The organism is Actinoplanes flavus (genome assembly GCF_017592555.1).
Lineage (GTDB): Bacteria > Actinomycetota > Actinomycetes > Mycobacteriales > Micromonosporaceae > Actinoplanes > Actinoplanes flavus.
Genome location: NZ_JAGFNS010000004.1, coordinates 231,481 through 246,771 on the forward strand (window position 1 = coordinate 231,481; position 15,291 = coordinate 246,771).

Sequence of the window (15,291 nt, forward strand, 5' to 3'; positions counted from 1 at the left end):
GGGGTGCGCGCGGGGGGGCGGGCCGGTTTGCGGCCGGGCCGCGGAAGCGGGCCGATCGTGGATCGGCCCGCTTCCGCATTTCCGGGCCGGAAGGAATTCCGGCGGGCAGCGCAATCGGATTGCCGACAACCGGCCCCACCGGTCTGGATATCCTCGATCCGGTCTCCTTTATCTGATTACTTTCCGTGCCGCAAGCTTTCCTGCGGTGCGATGTGCGACTCGCCAATAGCGACAGTCGAACACATGCGGTCACTCATAGATGACGGTAAGTTGCAAAGTTGTAAACGCAGGCGGCCGGGCTTGGGGGGTATGGGAAGTCACCTGCCTCGACCTGGTCGGTCGCCGTCAGCTTTGTTTCCTGATCCCGATCTCGGAGATAGGCCTGTGATTCGCGTCACCATTGCGCACAGAGGCATGCTCATTCGCCGCATGCTCGCCCAGGTTCTGGACAGGGAGAGCGACATGTGCGTTGTTGCTGAACTGGACAGCTGTGAGGAGATTACTCCGGCAGTCCAACGAGAAGCGCCGCACGTCGCCGTTCTCGATTACGCGATCCAGGAGAAGTTCGCCATATGCGACACCTGTGCGACATTGAACGAGGTCGTTCCCGAATGCCGGATACTCGTCATTATGGACCGGGCGACCCCCAGTCTTCTGGGCGCGGCCCTGGCCCGGATGGTGCCCCGGGTCGGACTGCTCACCACCGATGCGTCCCCGGCACAGTTCATCGACAGTGTGCGCCGGCTGTCCCGCGGCCAGAGCGTGCTGGACACGGACATCGCCGTCGCCGCTCTGACCGCGACCGCACACCCACTGACCGACCGCGAGCGTGACGTGCTGCTGCTGGCCGCCGACGGCACGCCTGCCAAGGACATCGCGGCCCGGCTCTTCCTCACCGACGGCACCGTTCGCAACTACCTGTCACGCATCACGGCGAAGACCGGCGGGCGGACGCTGGTCGAGGCGATTCGGCGCGCCCAGGAGGCCGGCTGGGTCTGACCGGCCGCCGGGACCCGCTCACCCCGACGGGGTGAGCAGGTCCCGGTAGAGCGCCGACGACCGGAGCACCTGCTCGTGGGCGCCGAGCACGGCCGAACGGCCGTCGAGGACCAGCACCCGGCGGGCCCGCAGCGCCGAGCTGGCGCGATGCGCGATCACGATGAGCGTTCCGCCCCGGGCCGCGAACGCCTCCTCGGCCCGTCGCTCAGCGGCCGGATCCAGGTGGCAGGTGGCCTCGTCGAGGACGGTCACCGGTGCGGCGGCCAGATAGGCGCGGGCGAGCGCGAGCAGTTGCCGCTCGCCGGCCGACAACCGCTCCGGGCTCACCGGTGCGGTCACGCCACCCAGCCGGGCCACCAGCTGATCGGCGCCCACGGCCCGGAGCGCGGCGGCGATCTCCGCGGGGCCGGCGTCGGGACGCAGGTAGGTGACGTTCTCGTGCACCGTGCCGGTGAAGATGTACGCCTCCTGTGGGATCAGCACGCGTGCGCTGGAGAGTTCCCGCGGGGGCGCCTGCCGTACCGGCACGCCGCCGAGCTTGATCTTGCCGGACCCCGGGTCCAGCAGACCGCAGATGAGCCCGGCGAGCGTCGACTTGCCGACCCCGCTCGGCCCGACGACGGCCAGGTGGTCCCCGGGCGGCACCCGCAGATCGAGGCCGCGCAGAACCGGTTCGGCGTGTGGCCCGTACGCGAAGGTCACACCGGTGAGGACGATGTCGTGTCCGGTGGGGGGCCGCGACAGGGCCGGAGCGCTGGACGACGGCACGGCGCCGTCCAGGATCCGGCCGAGCGTGATCACCAGCCGCAGACCGCTGCCGCCGACCCCCTGCACGAGGGTGCCCAGCGCCGGTTGGAGCCCGCGTAGCACGTAGGTCAGGCCACCGACCACGGTGCCCGTGGTGAGACCGTGGGCGACCAGCGCGGGGGCGGCGGCCAGCAGCGCCACGAGCGGCAGCCAGCCCCCGAGCGCGTACGCGACGGTGCGCACCGCGGCCATCCGGGCCAGCGCGCGTTCGGCGGCGGCCTGTTCACGCACCGGCGTGTCGACAAGGGCCGCGCCGTGTGCCTCACCGCCGAGCGAGCGGAGGTCGCGGATGCCGGCCAGCACCATGCCGGAGACGGTGGCCAGCCGTTCGTCGGCGGCGATGTAGGCCCGCTGGCGGGACGCGGCCAGGCCCAGCGTGCCGGCGAACGCCGCGACGCCGAACAGGAACAGCGGCAGGATCAGGGCGACGATGACGGGAGCCAGCGCGAGTACGCCCATGAGCGCCGCCAGCGTCGTGACGAGGAAGGTGCGGATGACCACGATGAGCCCGGCGTACGAGTCACGGATGATCTCCACCTGATGGGTGACCCGGGCTACCGCGCCGTCCTCGGGGTGCCCGGACATCCGGCGGCTCAGCGCCCCGTGCACCACCATCCGGACCAGCCGGTCACGGAACGGCTCGACCAGGTCGCCGAGGTGCCGGTACACCTGGCGCGCGCCCACGGCGCCCATCGCCGCGGCCAGCATCAGCGTCGCCAGCCAGGCCAGCCCGGTCACCGGCCGCCCGGCGAGGAAACCGTCGTCCAGCGCCCGGGCCACGGCCAGGCCGCTGACCGCCGTCGGAAGAGCCTCCGGCACGGACCACGCGGCCAGCGCGGCCAGCGGCCGGCGGGGCAGGGACGACACGCACAGGCGCAGCTCCCGCCTCATCCGAACACCTCCCGGTAGGCCGGGTCCGTCCAGAGCGAACGGTGCGTGCCGACGGCGCGTACCCGGCCGGCATCGAGCCAGACCACGGCGTCGGCCCGCGCCGCTACCGAGCCGCGGTGGGTGATGATCACCCGGGTGCGGCGGCCGTCGTCGCGGTCGAGTGCCTGCTGGATCCGCATCTCGGTGACGGCGTCCAGGCTGGAGGTCGCGTCGTCGAGGACCAGCAGGCGGTCCGCGCCCCAGGCGCGCGCCAGTCCCAGGCGCTGTGCCTCGCCACCGGACATGGGCGCCCGCGACAGCGGCGTGGCGTACCCCTCGGGCAGTCGGCTGATGAAGTCGTGTGCCTGCGTCGCCCGGGCCGCCGATTCGGCGTACCGGGCACCACGGTCCAGCGAGATCGCGTCGCCGAGCGTCGATCCCACCAGTGCCGGCCGCTCGAACGCGCACCCGATGGCCTCGCGCTTGGCGGCGTGCCCCAACGAGGGCAGCGGTACCCCGTCCAGGGACACCGTCCCGGAGTCGGGATCGCGCAGCCGGCACGCGAGCGCGGCGAGAACCGACTTGCCGGAGCCCGAGCGGCCCACCACGGCGACCGAGGTGCCCCCGGGGATGTCGAGCTCGACACCATCGAGCACGGTACGTCCGGCGTCGACGACCGTGACGGCGTCGAACCGCAGCGTGCCCGTGCCGGGCGGGAGCCCGGCGGCGCCGTGCTCCAGCGGATCGACGGCGAAGACCTCGGCCAGCCGGCCGACCCCGGCGCGGGCCCGGGCCAACCGGCTCAGCACTCCGGTCAGGGTGCCCAGCCCCGCCCCGAGCATCGCGTACTGACTGGCCGCGAAGAGCTCGCCGGCGCTGATCCGGCCCGCGTCCAGGGCCAGGCCGCCGGCGGCGAGCACGGCGACCAGCACCAGCGGTCCGGCGATCCCCGCCTGTGCGCTGGCCCGCGCCAGGGCGCGCCAGGTGAGCAGCCCCTGAGCGTGCAACTCGGGCAGCGGATCGAGAATGCGCCGGCATTCCCGCTCCAGGGTGCCGGCGGCCGCGATGGTACGGGCACCGGTCAGCGACTCGCCCAGTCGTGCCGCGATGGTGCCCTGGACCCGCTGATAGCCGGACAACAACCGGGAGGTACGCCGGGCGAAGACCACCAGCACGACCGCCACCAGCGCCACGCCACCGAGGAAGGCGACCGCGAGCCAGGGGTCGATGACGGTCAGCAGGACGAGGCTGCCCACCGGTGGCACCAGGGCGGTGGCCATCAGCACGGCACCGGGGCCGGCTTGCGCGGCCTCGGGGGCGTTTCCGGACGCGCGGCCCACCAGGTCACCCACCTCGAACCGGCCGGCGCCCCGCGCGTCCAGCCGGAGCATGTGGCTCACCAGGCGCCGGCGCAGCCAGGCGGTGGTGTCCGCGGCACAGGCGCCGGCGATGAACGCGTCGGCCACGTCGACGAGCACCCCGACCATGATCAGCGCACCCGCCCAAAGGAGCCAGCGGCGGTCGTCGCCGCCACCGATCACCGCGTCGACCGCCCGGCCGAGCACGGTGGGCAGCGCCAGCGTGCCGGCCGAGCCGGCCAGCGCGGTGAACGTGATCAGCGGGAGCCAGAGCCGGCTCCGCCACACCACGGCGCCGAACGTCAACATGTCTGTTCCTCTCCCCGGGACGATGCGTGCACCGCCGAGCCGTCTGCCGCGGGATACGGCGGGGCGGCCGCGAACGGAAGATCCCGTTCGCGGCCGCTGCCTGCCGGGAACCGTCAGTGGCAGGTGACCAGGCTCAGCGAGCTGGCGGCGCAGACGACGAGGCTCGCCGTGCTTTCGACGCCGCAGCCGGCACTGCTGCTGCTTCCGCCGCCGGTCTCCGGGCCGCCGGTCATCTCCAGGCCCTGCAGGTCGAGAAGTGCCATCTGTTCCTCCTTCAGAGGATCGGGGATACCAACCCGTGCCGTCCGGACACGGGAACCTGTGACCGCGCCGCCTTGGCGGGCGGGATCAGCGGCAGGTGGATCGCGGCGCCCGAGCGCGCCGCGCCGACGGCGAGCAGTACTCCCGCGGTGCCGGTGGCGACATCCATCGACAGCCGCAGCAACTGGTCGCCCGGGAAGGCGAGCCCGTCGGCGTAGGGCATCGCGTGCCAGCCCAGGCCGCGCACCTGGGCGGCCACCGTGGGGTCGGTACGCGGGTCCGCGGAGCGGCCGGCCAGGTAGAGGACGATGCCGGCGCGACCGGCGAACACGCCGGACTGGATGTACATGCGCGCCTGCGCGGCCTGGTGGACGGCCTCGGCGGCGGTGGCGAACTCGTCGTCGGACCGGCGGTCGAGGTACTGGTCGAGGGCGATGCCGATGCCGATGCTGCCGGCGGCCAGGTAAGGCATGGTGCGCCAGCCCTCGTCGACCTCCATCGCGCCGTTGTCGCGGGTGACGCAGCGTCGCAGGTCCTGCCGCAGGGCGACCGCGGCCCGGTCCAGATAGTCCCGGTCACCGGTGAGGTCGTAGGCCCTCATCAGCAGCAGGGCCGGTCCCGACGAACCGCGGAACAGCCCGGCGTAGGGGTTCGCCAGCCCGCTGGTGGTAGGAACCGACTCCACGTCCCCGAGCCGCTCGCCGACCAGCTGTGCCGCCCGTAGAGCCAGCTCCCGCAGGACGGCATCGCCGGTGTTCTCGGCGAAGTGGGCCAGGTTCAGGCCGATGCCGGCCAGGCCGCCCATCAGGTCGAGGCCGAGACTCTGCCAGTCGTCGCTGAGGCACATGTCCAGCAGATCCAGTGCCTGCTGACGGTGGCCGAGGTGGTCGAGGGTGAACGCGACCCCGTGCAGGCCGTCGTACAGCCCCAGCATCGTCCCGTGCGGCGGCTTCTTCACCCGGTCCAGCAGCCATTGCTCCAGTTCAGGTTGCCGCGGCGCGCCGGTCACCGCCAGGGCGTGCAGCACGCCGGCGGCGCCGTAGGCGAGCCCGAGGCCGTTCAGCCGGAACTGCTCGATGTCGCCCGGGAAGAGCCGGTCGTCCCGCTCCGGGGAGGCGGCGGCCAGGATGCCGCGCACCATGCGGTCACGCAGATCCGGCCACTCGTCGTCGAGGGCCATCGATGGCAGCGCCCGCGGCGACGGCGACGGCGGGGCGATGACCTTCACCGCCTCGGCGAGAAATCCGTCGGGTAGCGGGAAGTGCTCGGCGATGATCTCGGCGAAGTGGTGCGCCTTGTCCCGGGAGAGCCACAACAACGGGGTCATCGGCAGGAACAGCGCCAGCCGCAGGCACGCCAGGGCGTACCGGTCGACGTCGGCGCCGGTGGTGCCCGACGGCGCGGCGAAACCCTGGTTGCCCAGGCCCGGACGGGCATTGTCGGAGACGAGCGAGGTCACCTCGAAGTCCAGCAGGGTCACCGTGTCGTCATCGTCGATCATGATGTTGAACAGGTGCAGGTCGCCGTACACCACGCCGCGTTCGTGAATGCCCCGCAGCGTCGTCTCGATCTGCCCGTGCACCTTCACCGCCCATTCGGCGTACGCCGCGAAGTCGTCCGGGACCGCACCGACGTCGATCAGCGGGTAACGCCGCACCAGAGCGCGGTGCAGTGGCCTGCCCGCCACGTGCTGCATCGCCATGAACCGGTGGTCGCCGACGTCGAACACGTCGTACACCTCCGGCACGCCCGGCACGCCGGCGAGCTGCCGCAGCACATCGTGCTCACGGTTGATCCGGCCGACCGCGTCCGCGCCGGTGCTGTCCAGGCCGGCGTGCGGGCGGCCCTCCTTGAGCACCACCTGCCGGCCGGTCCGGGTGTCGCGTCCGAGGTACACCCCGCCGCCGTTGGAGAAGTGCAGCACGCTCTCGATGGCGTAGGGCAGGTCCGCGACCGTGACGGCGTTACGGGCGGCCAGGTGCGGGCCGAGGAAACCGGGCACGGTGATCCAGGGCGGCACGTAGAAGACCGGGTCGCGGCGGTCGGGCACCAGATCGCCCTTGTCGTCCGCGATGGCCAGCACCACCTGGCCGCCGTCGGCGACGCAGTACCGGGAGGCGAACCCGCCGTAGCGCACGTACAGAGGTCCGTCGCCCCAGCGTAGGTCGCTGAGGATGTACGGGCCGGGCTCGCCGTGGAGCAGCTCGCCCAGCTCGGTCAGGACGCGCTCGCAGGCGTCCTCGTCCGGCGGGTAGATGGTGACCAGCTTGCCGCTGTACCCGCGCGGGGCGTACTTCGAGCTGCGCAGCCAGAGAGCGGGACCGGAGCGCAGGAACTTGAACTCCAGACCCCGCGGCACGCAGTAGTCCCACACCTTGTCGAGCACGCGTTCCGCGTTGTCGAGGCAGGCCGAAACATGGATCTTCCACCCCTGCATCGGCAGGTCCAGGTTCTCGGGGAGGAAGACCAGCCAGTCGTCCTGCTCCTCCCGGCGCCAGCCGGCGGGAAGCGTACGGCCGGCGGTGGAGAACGAGACGCCCGCGTTGGCCGCGGACCGGAGCGCATCGTAGAACACCGGGCTGGCCATGCAGAACGCCTCGTAACGGCTATCCATCGCGTTGACCCCCTCGATCCGCCGGCATCTCGCCAATGACGATGCGGCAGTGGGGGAGACATCACTAGGCGTCTATCTCACAACCTGTACCCGGGTTCCGCGGCGGCGGCGTCGGGATTGTGTGACCAGCTGATGTGATTCGTGCGTTTGTTTTGCATGAGCGCAGGTCAGCGGTTGCCGCCGCGGAAGATGCGCAGGAAGAAGAGGAACACGTTCAGGATGTCCAGGAAGATCGACGCCGCCAGCAGCGGGGCCGAATCGATGTCCCGCGAGCGCCGCAGCCGCTGGAAGTCGAACATGATGAACCCCGCGAAGATCACCAGGCCGAGGATCGAGTAGATCAGCGCGCCACCCGGGATGTTCACGAAGATCAGTACGATGCCGAAGACCAGCAGGCCGACCAACGCCCAGAAACACAGCCGGGCCAGCGCCGACAGGTCCCGGCGGGTGGCGTACCCGGCGGCTCCGAAACCGGCGACGAACAGCGCCGTCGCCGCGCCCGCCTGCCACAGCGCCTGCGGGTCGGTGTTCGCGTAGTAGACCAGCGTCGGCGCGAGCGCGACACCCATCAGCAGCCCGAACGCCCCGAGCAGCGCGACCGTCGTCTCCTTCGACTTGCGGACCGTGAACTGCATGGCGATCAGAGCCGCGAACGACGCCAGATAGGCCATGAACGCGGCGAAGCTCGGCAGGTTGCGGCCGAGGTAGGCGCCGAGCGCGAACAACGCGGTGGTGCCCGCCACGTACCCCATCGTCTGCGCGAACAGGGTGTGGGCGCGATCCCGGGTGGCCATCGCGGCCGGACGGTACGGATAGGCCTCGTCCATCGGAAGTCCTCCGCGGTCGTAGTCGTCTGGCCCTACTCTGGCCCCGCGCGATCATCCTGACCTCCTTCGCCAGGGATGAGATCCGGCGTCACCTACGGTCGCGGACCTTCACGTGCTTGGTGCAGTGCCCGGCTCGCGCCGCCGCTCCGGTGGAGAGATCCGGGTAGCGGTCCCGGGACCGTGAACAGGACCGAGCCACCCCCGTTTCATGTGGCCCGGTCCGTCCCCGGTTCCGGCCTTTCCGCTGGCCGGTTCGATCGTGTGACACCAAGCGTGACTCAGCGCTGTTAATGAACTGTTGTCGCCGAGGCCCGCCGGATGTGAGGCTGGTCGTCGGGCGAGTGACGGCATGCCGTCGCGGCTTGAAGACGTTCGAGGACGGGAGGCCGCGGTGGAGGTCCGCCTGCTGGGTCCGGTGGAGACATGGGCGGACGGCCGGCCGGTCGAACTCGGTCCACCGCAGCGACGGCACACGCTGGTGGCCCTGGCGGTCGATGCGGGTCGCCCGGTCACCATCGACGCTCTCGCCGCCCGAGTGTGGGACGAGCCGCCACCGGCGGCGGCCCGGATTCTGCAGGTGCACATCACGCATCTTCGGCGGCTGTTGGCCTCCGCCGCGGGCACGCCACCCGCCCGCCTGCTGCGTCGCTCCAGCGGCTACCTCCTCGACATGGCGCCCGAACGAGTCGACGCCCACCGGTTCGCCGAACAGGTCCGATGCGCCCGTGGCGCCGACCCGTCCACCGCGCTGACGCTGCTACGCGCCGCCCGGGAACTGTGGCGGGCCGAGCCGCTCGGCGGGCTGAAGGGGAGCTGGGTGGAACGGACCCGGCACGCGTACCGGGAGCAGTACCTCGCCGCCACGATGGCTTGGGGGCTCGCCGAGTTGCGGGCCGGTAATCCGCTCGTGGTGATCCGGCCACTGGCTGAGCTCGCCATGGATCACCCGCTGACGGAGCCGCTGGCCGATGTCGTGATTCGGGCTTATGCCGCCGTTGACCGGCCCGCCGAGGCCTTGGCGTATTACGCCACGTTCCGCCGACGGCTCGCCGACGAGTTGGGTGCCGATCCGAGCGCGACGCTGCAGGCCCTGCACCAGGCCATTCTGCGTGGCGAACCGGTGACGCCGCGGGACACCATCGAGGTGGCAGCCAAAGCGCAGGTCACTGTCGTCGTGCCGGCCCAGCTACCGGCGGATGTTCCCGGGTTCGCCGGCCGTGCCTCGGCCCTGCGTGCCCTCGACAATGTGCTGGCGGAGACCGCGATGGCGGTCGCGGTGGTGTCCGGCACCGCCGGAGTGGGCAAGACTGCCCTTGCCGTGCACTGGGCGCATACGGTGCGGTCCCACTTTCCGGACGGTCAGATCTTCGTGAGCCTGCGCGGCTTCGACCCCACCGGACAGGCCGTCTCCCCACAGGAGGCACTCCGCAGCCTGCTCGACGGGCTGGGTGTCGCCCCCGAGCGGGTGCCGGCCACCCTCGACGCGCAGGCCGCCCTGTACCGCAGCGTGGTGGCCGGTCGGCGGCTACTGCTGGTGCTGGACAACGCCCGCGACGTCGAGCAGGTCCGGCCATTGCTGCCGGGCACCGCTACCGTTGTCGTCGTAGTGACCAGCCGGGCGCAACTCACCGGTCTGCTGGCCAACGGGGCGTCCGCCGTACCTCTGGGTCTGCTGTCCCGGGGGGAAGCCGAAGAACTGCTGACGAACCGGCTCGGACCAGGGGTCGTCGCCCAGCGCGACGCACTCGACCAGGTCATCATGGCCTGCGCCCGGCTGCCACTGGCGTTGAGTATCGCCGTGGCCCGGACCCGGCAGACGAACTTTCCGCTGACCGCGCTCGCCGCCGAACTCAGCGAGGCCAGTGACCGGCTGACCGCGTTGGACGTCGGCGATCCGGCCGGTGATGTCCGGACGGTGCTCTCGTGGTCGTACGCTGCCTTGAGCGAATCCGCCGCCGAATTGTTCCGGCTGCTCGGACTCGTCGTCGGACCCCACTTCGACGTCCCCGGGTTGATCAGCCTCTCCGGGTTGCCGGAGCGGGACCTTCGCAGGCCCCTGCGCGAGCTGACTCGGGCGAGCCTGGTGACCGAAGACGCTCCAGGCCGCTACAGCCAGCATGACCTGCTGCGCGAGTACGCCGCCGAACTCGCCCGCCGCGACGATTCGGAGGACGTACGCCGGTCCGCTGCCGTCCGCCTGCTCGATCACTACCTGCATACCGCGTACGCAGCGGATCGCCTGCTCAACCCGCCCCGCGAACCCATCGTCCTGCCCATGGGCCAGCCGGCAGCCGGCGTGTGCCCGGAGCGGTTCACGGACCTCGGCGACGCGATGGCTTGGTACGGCGAGCACCACACCGTCCTGCTGGCCGCCCTACGGCACGCCGCGACGGTGGGACTCGACCGGCTCACATGGCAGCTTGCCTGGTCGATGGACACCTATTTCTCCCGGAAGGGTCAACTGCACGATCAGGTCGAGGCCTGGCAGATCGCCATCGAGTGCGCGTGCCGTCTCGGTGAACTGCCGGCCCGCGCCTACGGGCACCGTAACCTGGCTCAGGCCGACACCAGGCTCGGCCGATACGGCGAGGCGCACGGCAACCTGAGTCGCGCGCTGGAACTCTTCACGAAGGCGGGCGACCGCATCGGCCAGGCCCGCACCCAGCACCACCTCGCCTACCTGTGTGGCCAGCAGAAGCAGCCCGCGACGGCCCTCGATCATGCCCGGCAGGCCTGGGCGCTCTACGCCGGCACCGACGACCGGACAGGGCAGGCCGAGGCTCTGAACGCGATCGGGTGGTACCACGCGCTGCTCGGCGAGTTCGAACAGACTCTGACGTACTGCCGGCGGGCACTGGAGATCTTCGAGGCGGACGGTGACCTGCACGGCGCCACCGGCGCCTGGGACAGCCTGGGGTATGCCCACCACCACCTCGGTCACCTCACCGAGGCCATCGACTGCTACCAGCACGGCCTTACGTCGGCCCGAAGCCTGGACCACGACCTGTTCGTCGCCGAGTTGCTGGTGCACCTTGGCGAGTCCCACCTTGCGGCCGGGCAGCCCGCTGCAGCGCGCATCGCGTGGACGGAGGCGGACCGACTGCTGACAGCGCTCGACCACCCGGGCGTCGCCAGCGTCCAGGAGTCGCTGCGGCGGCTCGATGACTGAGCCGCCGCAGCCGATCGGGTGAAATGACGTATTGCTCGAAAGATGCTGAGGAGCGCAAGCGCTTGGGGCTGACGCGGAAGCAGGTACGCGCGGGCGCCGGTGCCCGGATGCGGATCATCTTCGACGGCGGCAGCGACGTCCGGCAGATCGCCTGATTCGCTGTCCCGCTTGTTCTTCGAGCGGCGGTCGGTTGGCCGTCATCACTGCCTACGCTGGACTGGTCAAACGTCCCGGCAGAGGGTCACCGCCAACGGTGACCGGGTGGTTCGCATGGTGCAACGTTCGGCCCACCACTTCCGACCAGGGAAGATAGCCGAACATCGGCGTCTTCCGTGGGCGATGTGAGGCAGATGTGGGGCACGGTTGTGTCCCACATTGCCGCGTTGTGGTGATCGTTAGGGTTCGGATCTTGAACCGCTGGTTGAGAGTCTGCTCTTGTCAAGGAGTAGCAACTTGATCAACCAAGACGATCCTGAGGTTGGCGTACTGGGGGCGGCCTCGCAGGCTTGATGGACCAGCTCATGACGTCCGCGGGCTCGGTGTGATGCCTTCCTGACAGATTCCTCCGATTACCGCGTCCTCGACGAGGTCATCGGGCACCCAGCGATCCGCGACGGGACGCCGGGTGCACGACTCGACGGGTTTGTCCGAGCCGGAGCCCCGGCGGTGGGGGGGGGGGGGGGGGGGGGGGGGGGGGGGGGGGGGGCGGGGGGGGCGGGCGGCCGGAAGCGACCCGTGGGGGGGCCGGTGGCCCCCCGCGCTCCCCCCCCCCCCCCCCCCCCCCCGCCACCGTCGACGACCTGAACACCGTCATGACCAGGATCCGGCAGCTGGCCTACGCCATCCTCGACGGCACGCTGATCCCCATCGACCGAGTAGCCGACCAGAAGCCCTACTACTCCGGCAAGCATCGCCGACACGGCGTGAACATACAGGTCATCGCCGACCCGGCCGGCCGGCTGATCTGGGTCAGTGCCGCCTTGCCCGGCTCGGCTCATGACCTGACAGCGACCCATACCCACGGCGCCATCGACGCGCTGACCAGCGCAAAGGTAATGATGTTCGCCGACAAGGCCTACCAAGGAGCCCGCGGCAGCATTCGGACCCCGTTCAAACCCCACCGCTACCGGCCGAAACTCTCCGCCTTGCAGAAGAAGGTCAACCGCGCACACGCCCGGATCCGCGCCATCGGTGAACGCGCCAACGCGACCCTCAAGACCTGGAAAGTCCTCACGAAACTACGCTGCAGCCCACACCGGGCCACCGCGATCGCGCAGGCCATCCTCGTCCTGCACCACGTCGAGAACCCGCTCTACGCAGGATGAAATGGCTCACTGCTCCATCATGGTGGAGTTCGTACAAATGAGGGGAAGGGTGACCGTGGTTAACGGGTCGGGGCATGAGTCGACTTGGCCGGGTCAGCGATCCAGCGATGGAGTGATGCGGGAGTACGTGGGAACGGTAGAAGCCGAAGGGCAAGAAACTGTCCACGTTAGAGTCAATGCTCTTTCACTTCAAGAGGCGTACGACCAAATTTCCGAGGAGTACAAGGACTGCATCGTATCTGTTTGGAATGAAGAGGACGCGAAAAGGCGCCGTTAAGAATCTCTAGTACTCCAGCAGGAGATCCGTTTCTACGGTTCTGTGAGGGCTTGGCGGGCGTAGTGGCTGGTTCTCGCTGTGGCTTGATGGCGGCGGCGGAAGATGGACCAGGCTATGAGGTCCGCGATGCGGCGGGCGGGCTCGATGATCAGGGCGTGAAAGAGCCGGCGGAGTTCGTTGGCGGTGATCGCGATCATGTCCTCTGCGTTGGTGGTGCTGACGGTGGCTGCGGCGGCCAGGAACGCGTGAGCGGCGATGACCAGGGTGGTCCAGCGGTGCCAGGCTCGCCAGCGGCGATGTTGATGCTGGTCGAGGCCGAGACCGGTCTTCGCGGCCTGGAACGACTCCTCGACTCGCCACCGAGATCCAGCGACAGTGACCAGCTGTTGCAACGGGACGGGTTGCGGTGACCAGCATCGGTAGAACGCCAGTTCACCGGTGCTGCGGGTGCGGCGGATCAGCAGCCAGTGGTGTCCGGCGTGCTGGTCGGCGGCCAGCGGCAGGGTGATGAACGCCCAGTCGTAGTAGCGGTGGCCTTTGGCACCGTCACCTGCGGAGATCCGCTGCCATGCGTGTTTGGGGAGTCCGGCTGCGATCTGGTCGGCACGGTGTTTGCCGAGGCCGGTCGGCACGTGGTGCGAGCAGGCGACCGCGAGGACGTAGCCCAGGCGGCGGCCGCGTAATGCGGCGGCCAGGTGTGGGTCACCGCCGTAGGCTTCGTCGCCGGCGACCCACCGACACGGCAGCCCGCCGGCGAGGGCGGTGTCGATCAGGCGGCGCGCCAGCTGCGGTTTGGTGGCGAAGGTGACGGTTTCGGGCACGCCTGCCTCCGCCCGCCGGCCGGGGTCCTCTGCCCAGGATCTCGGCAGGTAGAGGGCAACGTCGACCAGGGTGTGCCCGAGCGGGGAGGCATACGACAGGTGCACCGCGAGCTGGCAGTTCTCGATCTTCCCGGCGGTGCCGGAGTACTGGCGTTGCACGCCGACGGTCCGGGTGCCCTTCTTCAGATCGCCGGTCTCGTCGACGACCAGGATCGCGTCCGGATGGCCGAGGTGGGCCGTCACGAAGTCGCGGACATCGGCTCGGACGAGCGTGTCGTCCCAGCTGGCACGGCCGATCAGGTCCTGCATGCCGCCGGGCCCGTCGTCGCCTGCGTGTTCGGCGATCGTCCAGCAGTTCTTGGCCGGCAGCGGCGCGAGCAGCCCGGCCACGAAGTCCCGGACCCGGCGCCGTGGTTCCGGCCGGGTGAAGCGTGCCCCGATCGTGTCCATCAGCTCGCTGAACAGCTCAGACCATCGCTGAGCGTCTACTCTGTAGGCGGCAGCCACCGCCGCAGTTTCGGTAGTCCACACAAACCACTGAGACTTGGCGGTGGCTGCTTGCTGTCCACGGACAAAACCGCACCGTCACTGCAGGTCAGAACGGATCTCCTGCTGGAGTACTAGTTGGCGGCAAAGGTGCGGGCGCCCTCAGCAAACTTGGCCGGGCGGGTGGAGGTGCCGCTAGCCGGGCAGGCACAGGTGCCGCTGCACGCGTCCGCGACTTGGTTCCTGAAGAAGGTTTTGACCCGGATGCACTGGATGGCATAGAAAGAGGGTACTTTCTTCCTCCAAGATGGAGGCCTTTTCATCCTGCGTAGCGGTTGGCTTCGACGTGGTGCAGAACGAGGATGGTCTGCACGATCGCGGTGGCGCGGCGCGGGCAGCAGCGAAGCTTGGCTAGGACTTCCAGGTCTTGAGCGTGGCGATCGCGCGCTCGCCGCGGGCGCGGATCTTCGCGTGAGCCCGGTTCACGGCCTTCTGCCGGCGTGACAGCTTCGGCCGGAAGCGGCGCCGTTTGAATGGGGTGCGCACGCTGCCGCGGGCGCCCTGATGGCCCTTGTCGGCGAAGGTCATCACGTCGGCGCTGGTCAGCGCGTCGATGATGCCATGGGTGCGGGCGGCGGTCAGGTCATGCGTCGCGCCAGGAAGCGCGGACGAGGCCCAGACGAGTCGTCCGGGGGCATCGGCGATGACCTGCACGTTCACGCCGTGGCGTTTGTGCTTGCCGGAGTAGTACGGCTTCTGGTCGGCGACTCGGTTGATCGGGATCAGCGTGCCGTCCAGGATCGCGTAGGCCAAGGTGCGGATGCGTCGCATGGCGGTGTCCAGATCCTCGGTCACGGCGCTGAGCAGGGCTATCGCTTCTGGGACATAGCGCCAGGCGGTCGCGATGCCGATCTCGAAGCCGGCGGCGAGGCGGGTGTAGGTGTCGCCGTTGCGCAGGTGGGCCAGAGCGAGCAGGGCCTGGCGTCCGGGGTCGAGTCGCCGCCATCGGGATCTGCGCTGCTGGCGGTGGCTGCGGATGCGATCGGCGAGGTGGTTCAGGGTCCGACTGGACAACGCGATCGTGGACGGGTAGGACAGCATGGCGAGGCTCCCGGTCGGGGCATCGGGTCTTGGTCGATTTGCTGTCCTACCTGGAGCCTCGCCCTCA

The 15,291-nt window shown here is 70.0% G+C and carries 8 protein-coding genes and 2 pseudogenes; 3 read left to right on the plus strand and 7 right to left on the minus strand.

Features of this window, described 5'->3' with window-relative positions:
• Positions 1-630: 630 nt before the first annotated feature.
• Positions 631-999, plus strand: coding sequence for a response regulator transcription factor (locus J5X75_RS08280; protein WP_238487523.1), 369 nt, complete (start codon positions 631-633; stop codon positions 997-999).
• 18 nt (positions 1,000-1,017) lie between these two features.
• On the opposite strand, the gene J5X75_RS08285 is transcribed toward J5X75_RS08280, so the two are convergent.
• The 5 genes from J5X75_RS08285 to J5X75_RS08305 all read right to left on the minus strand — a co-directional run bounded on the left by J5X75_RS08285 (position 1,018) and on the right by J5X75_RS08305 (position 8,045).
• Complete coding sequence (locus J5X75_RS08285) at positions 1,018-2,697, minus strand: ATP-binding cassette domain-containing protein (protein ID WP_208466717.1); 1,680 nt, start codon at positions 2,695-2,697, stop codon at positions 1,018-1,020.
• A complete protein-coding gene (locus J5X75_RS08290) occupies positions 2,694-4,343 on the minus strand; it encodes an ABC transporter ATP-binding protein (protein ID WP_208466718.1) in 1,650 nt (549 codons plus the stop codon). Before J5X75_RS08290 ends, J5X75_RS08285 begins: the two co-directional genes overlap by 4 nt.
• Positions 4,344-4,456: 113 nt before the next feature.
• The gene (locus tag J5X75_RS08295) at positions 4,457-4,606 is read right to left on the minus strand and encodes a SapB/AmfS family lanthipeptide (RefSeq protein ID WP_208466719.1); all 150 of its coding nucleotides are present in this window, start codon (positions 4,604-4,606) and stop codon (positions 4,457-4,459) included.
• Between the two features lie 11 nt (positions 4,607-4,617).
• Positions 4,618-7,218: a class III lanthionine synthetase LanKC gene (gene lanKC, locus J5X75_RS08300; protein ID WP_208466720.1), complete on the minus strand. Its 2,601-nt coding sequence runs from the start codon at positions 7,216-7,218 to the stop codon at positions 4,618-4,620.
• A gap of 167 nt (positions 7,219-7,385) precedes the next feature.
• A complete protein-coding gene (locus J5X75_RS08305; protein WP_208466721.1) occupies positions 7,386-8,045 on the minus strand; it encodes a Bax inhibitor-1/YccA family protein in 660 nt (219 codons plus the stop codon).
• Between the two features lie 391 nt (positions 8,046-8,436).
• Here J5X75_RS08305 and J5X75_RS08310 point away from each other — a divergent pair, with 391 nt between their 5' ends.
• Both J5X75_RS08310 and J5X75_RS08315 read left to right on the plus strand, forming a co-directional pair.
• Positions 8,437-11,214, plus strand: a complete 2,778-nt coding sequence (locus J5X75_RS08310) for an AfsR/SARP family transcriptional regulator (RefSeq protein ID WP_208466722.1) — start codon at positions 8,437-8,439, stop codon at positions 11,212-11,214.
• Positions 11,215-11,999: 785 nt separating this feature from the next.
• A pseudogene (locus J5X75_RS08315) lies at positions 12,000-12,539 on the plus strand (transposase family protein); the annotation flags it as partial.
• A gap of 309 nt (positions 12,540-12,848) precedes the next feature.
• Here J5X75_RS08315 and J5X75_RS08320 read toward each other — a convergent pair.
• Both J5X75_RS08320 and J5X75_RS08325 read right to left on the minus strand, forming a co-directional pair.
• Positions 12,849-14,087 carry an IS701 family transposase gene (locus J5X75_RS08320; RefSeq protein ID WP_208466836.1) on the minus strand — a complete coding sequence of 413 codons (1,239 nt, stop codon included), beginning with the start codon at positions 14,085-14,087 and terminating at the stop codon, positions 12,849-12,851.
• A 355-nt stretch (positions 14,088-14,442) separates the two neighbouring features.
• Positions 14,443-15,224, minus strand: a pseudogene (locus tag J5X75_RS08325) (transposase family protein).
• Positions 15,225-15,291 lie beyond the last annotated feature (67 nt).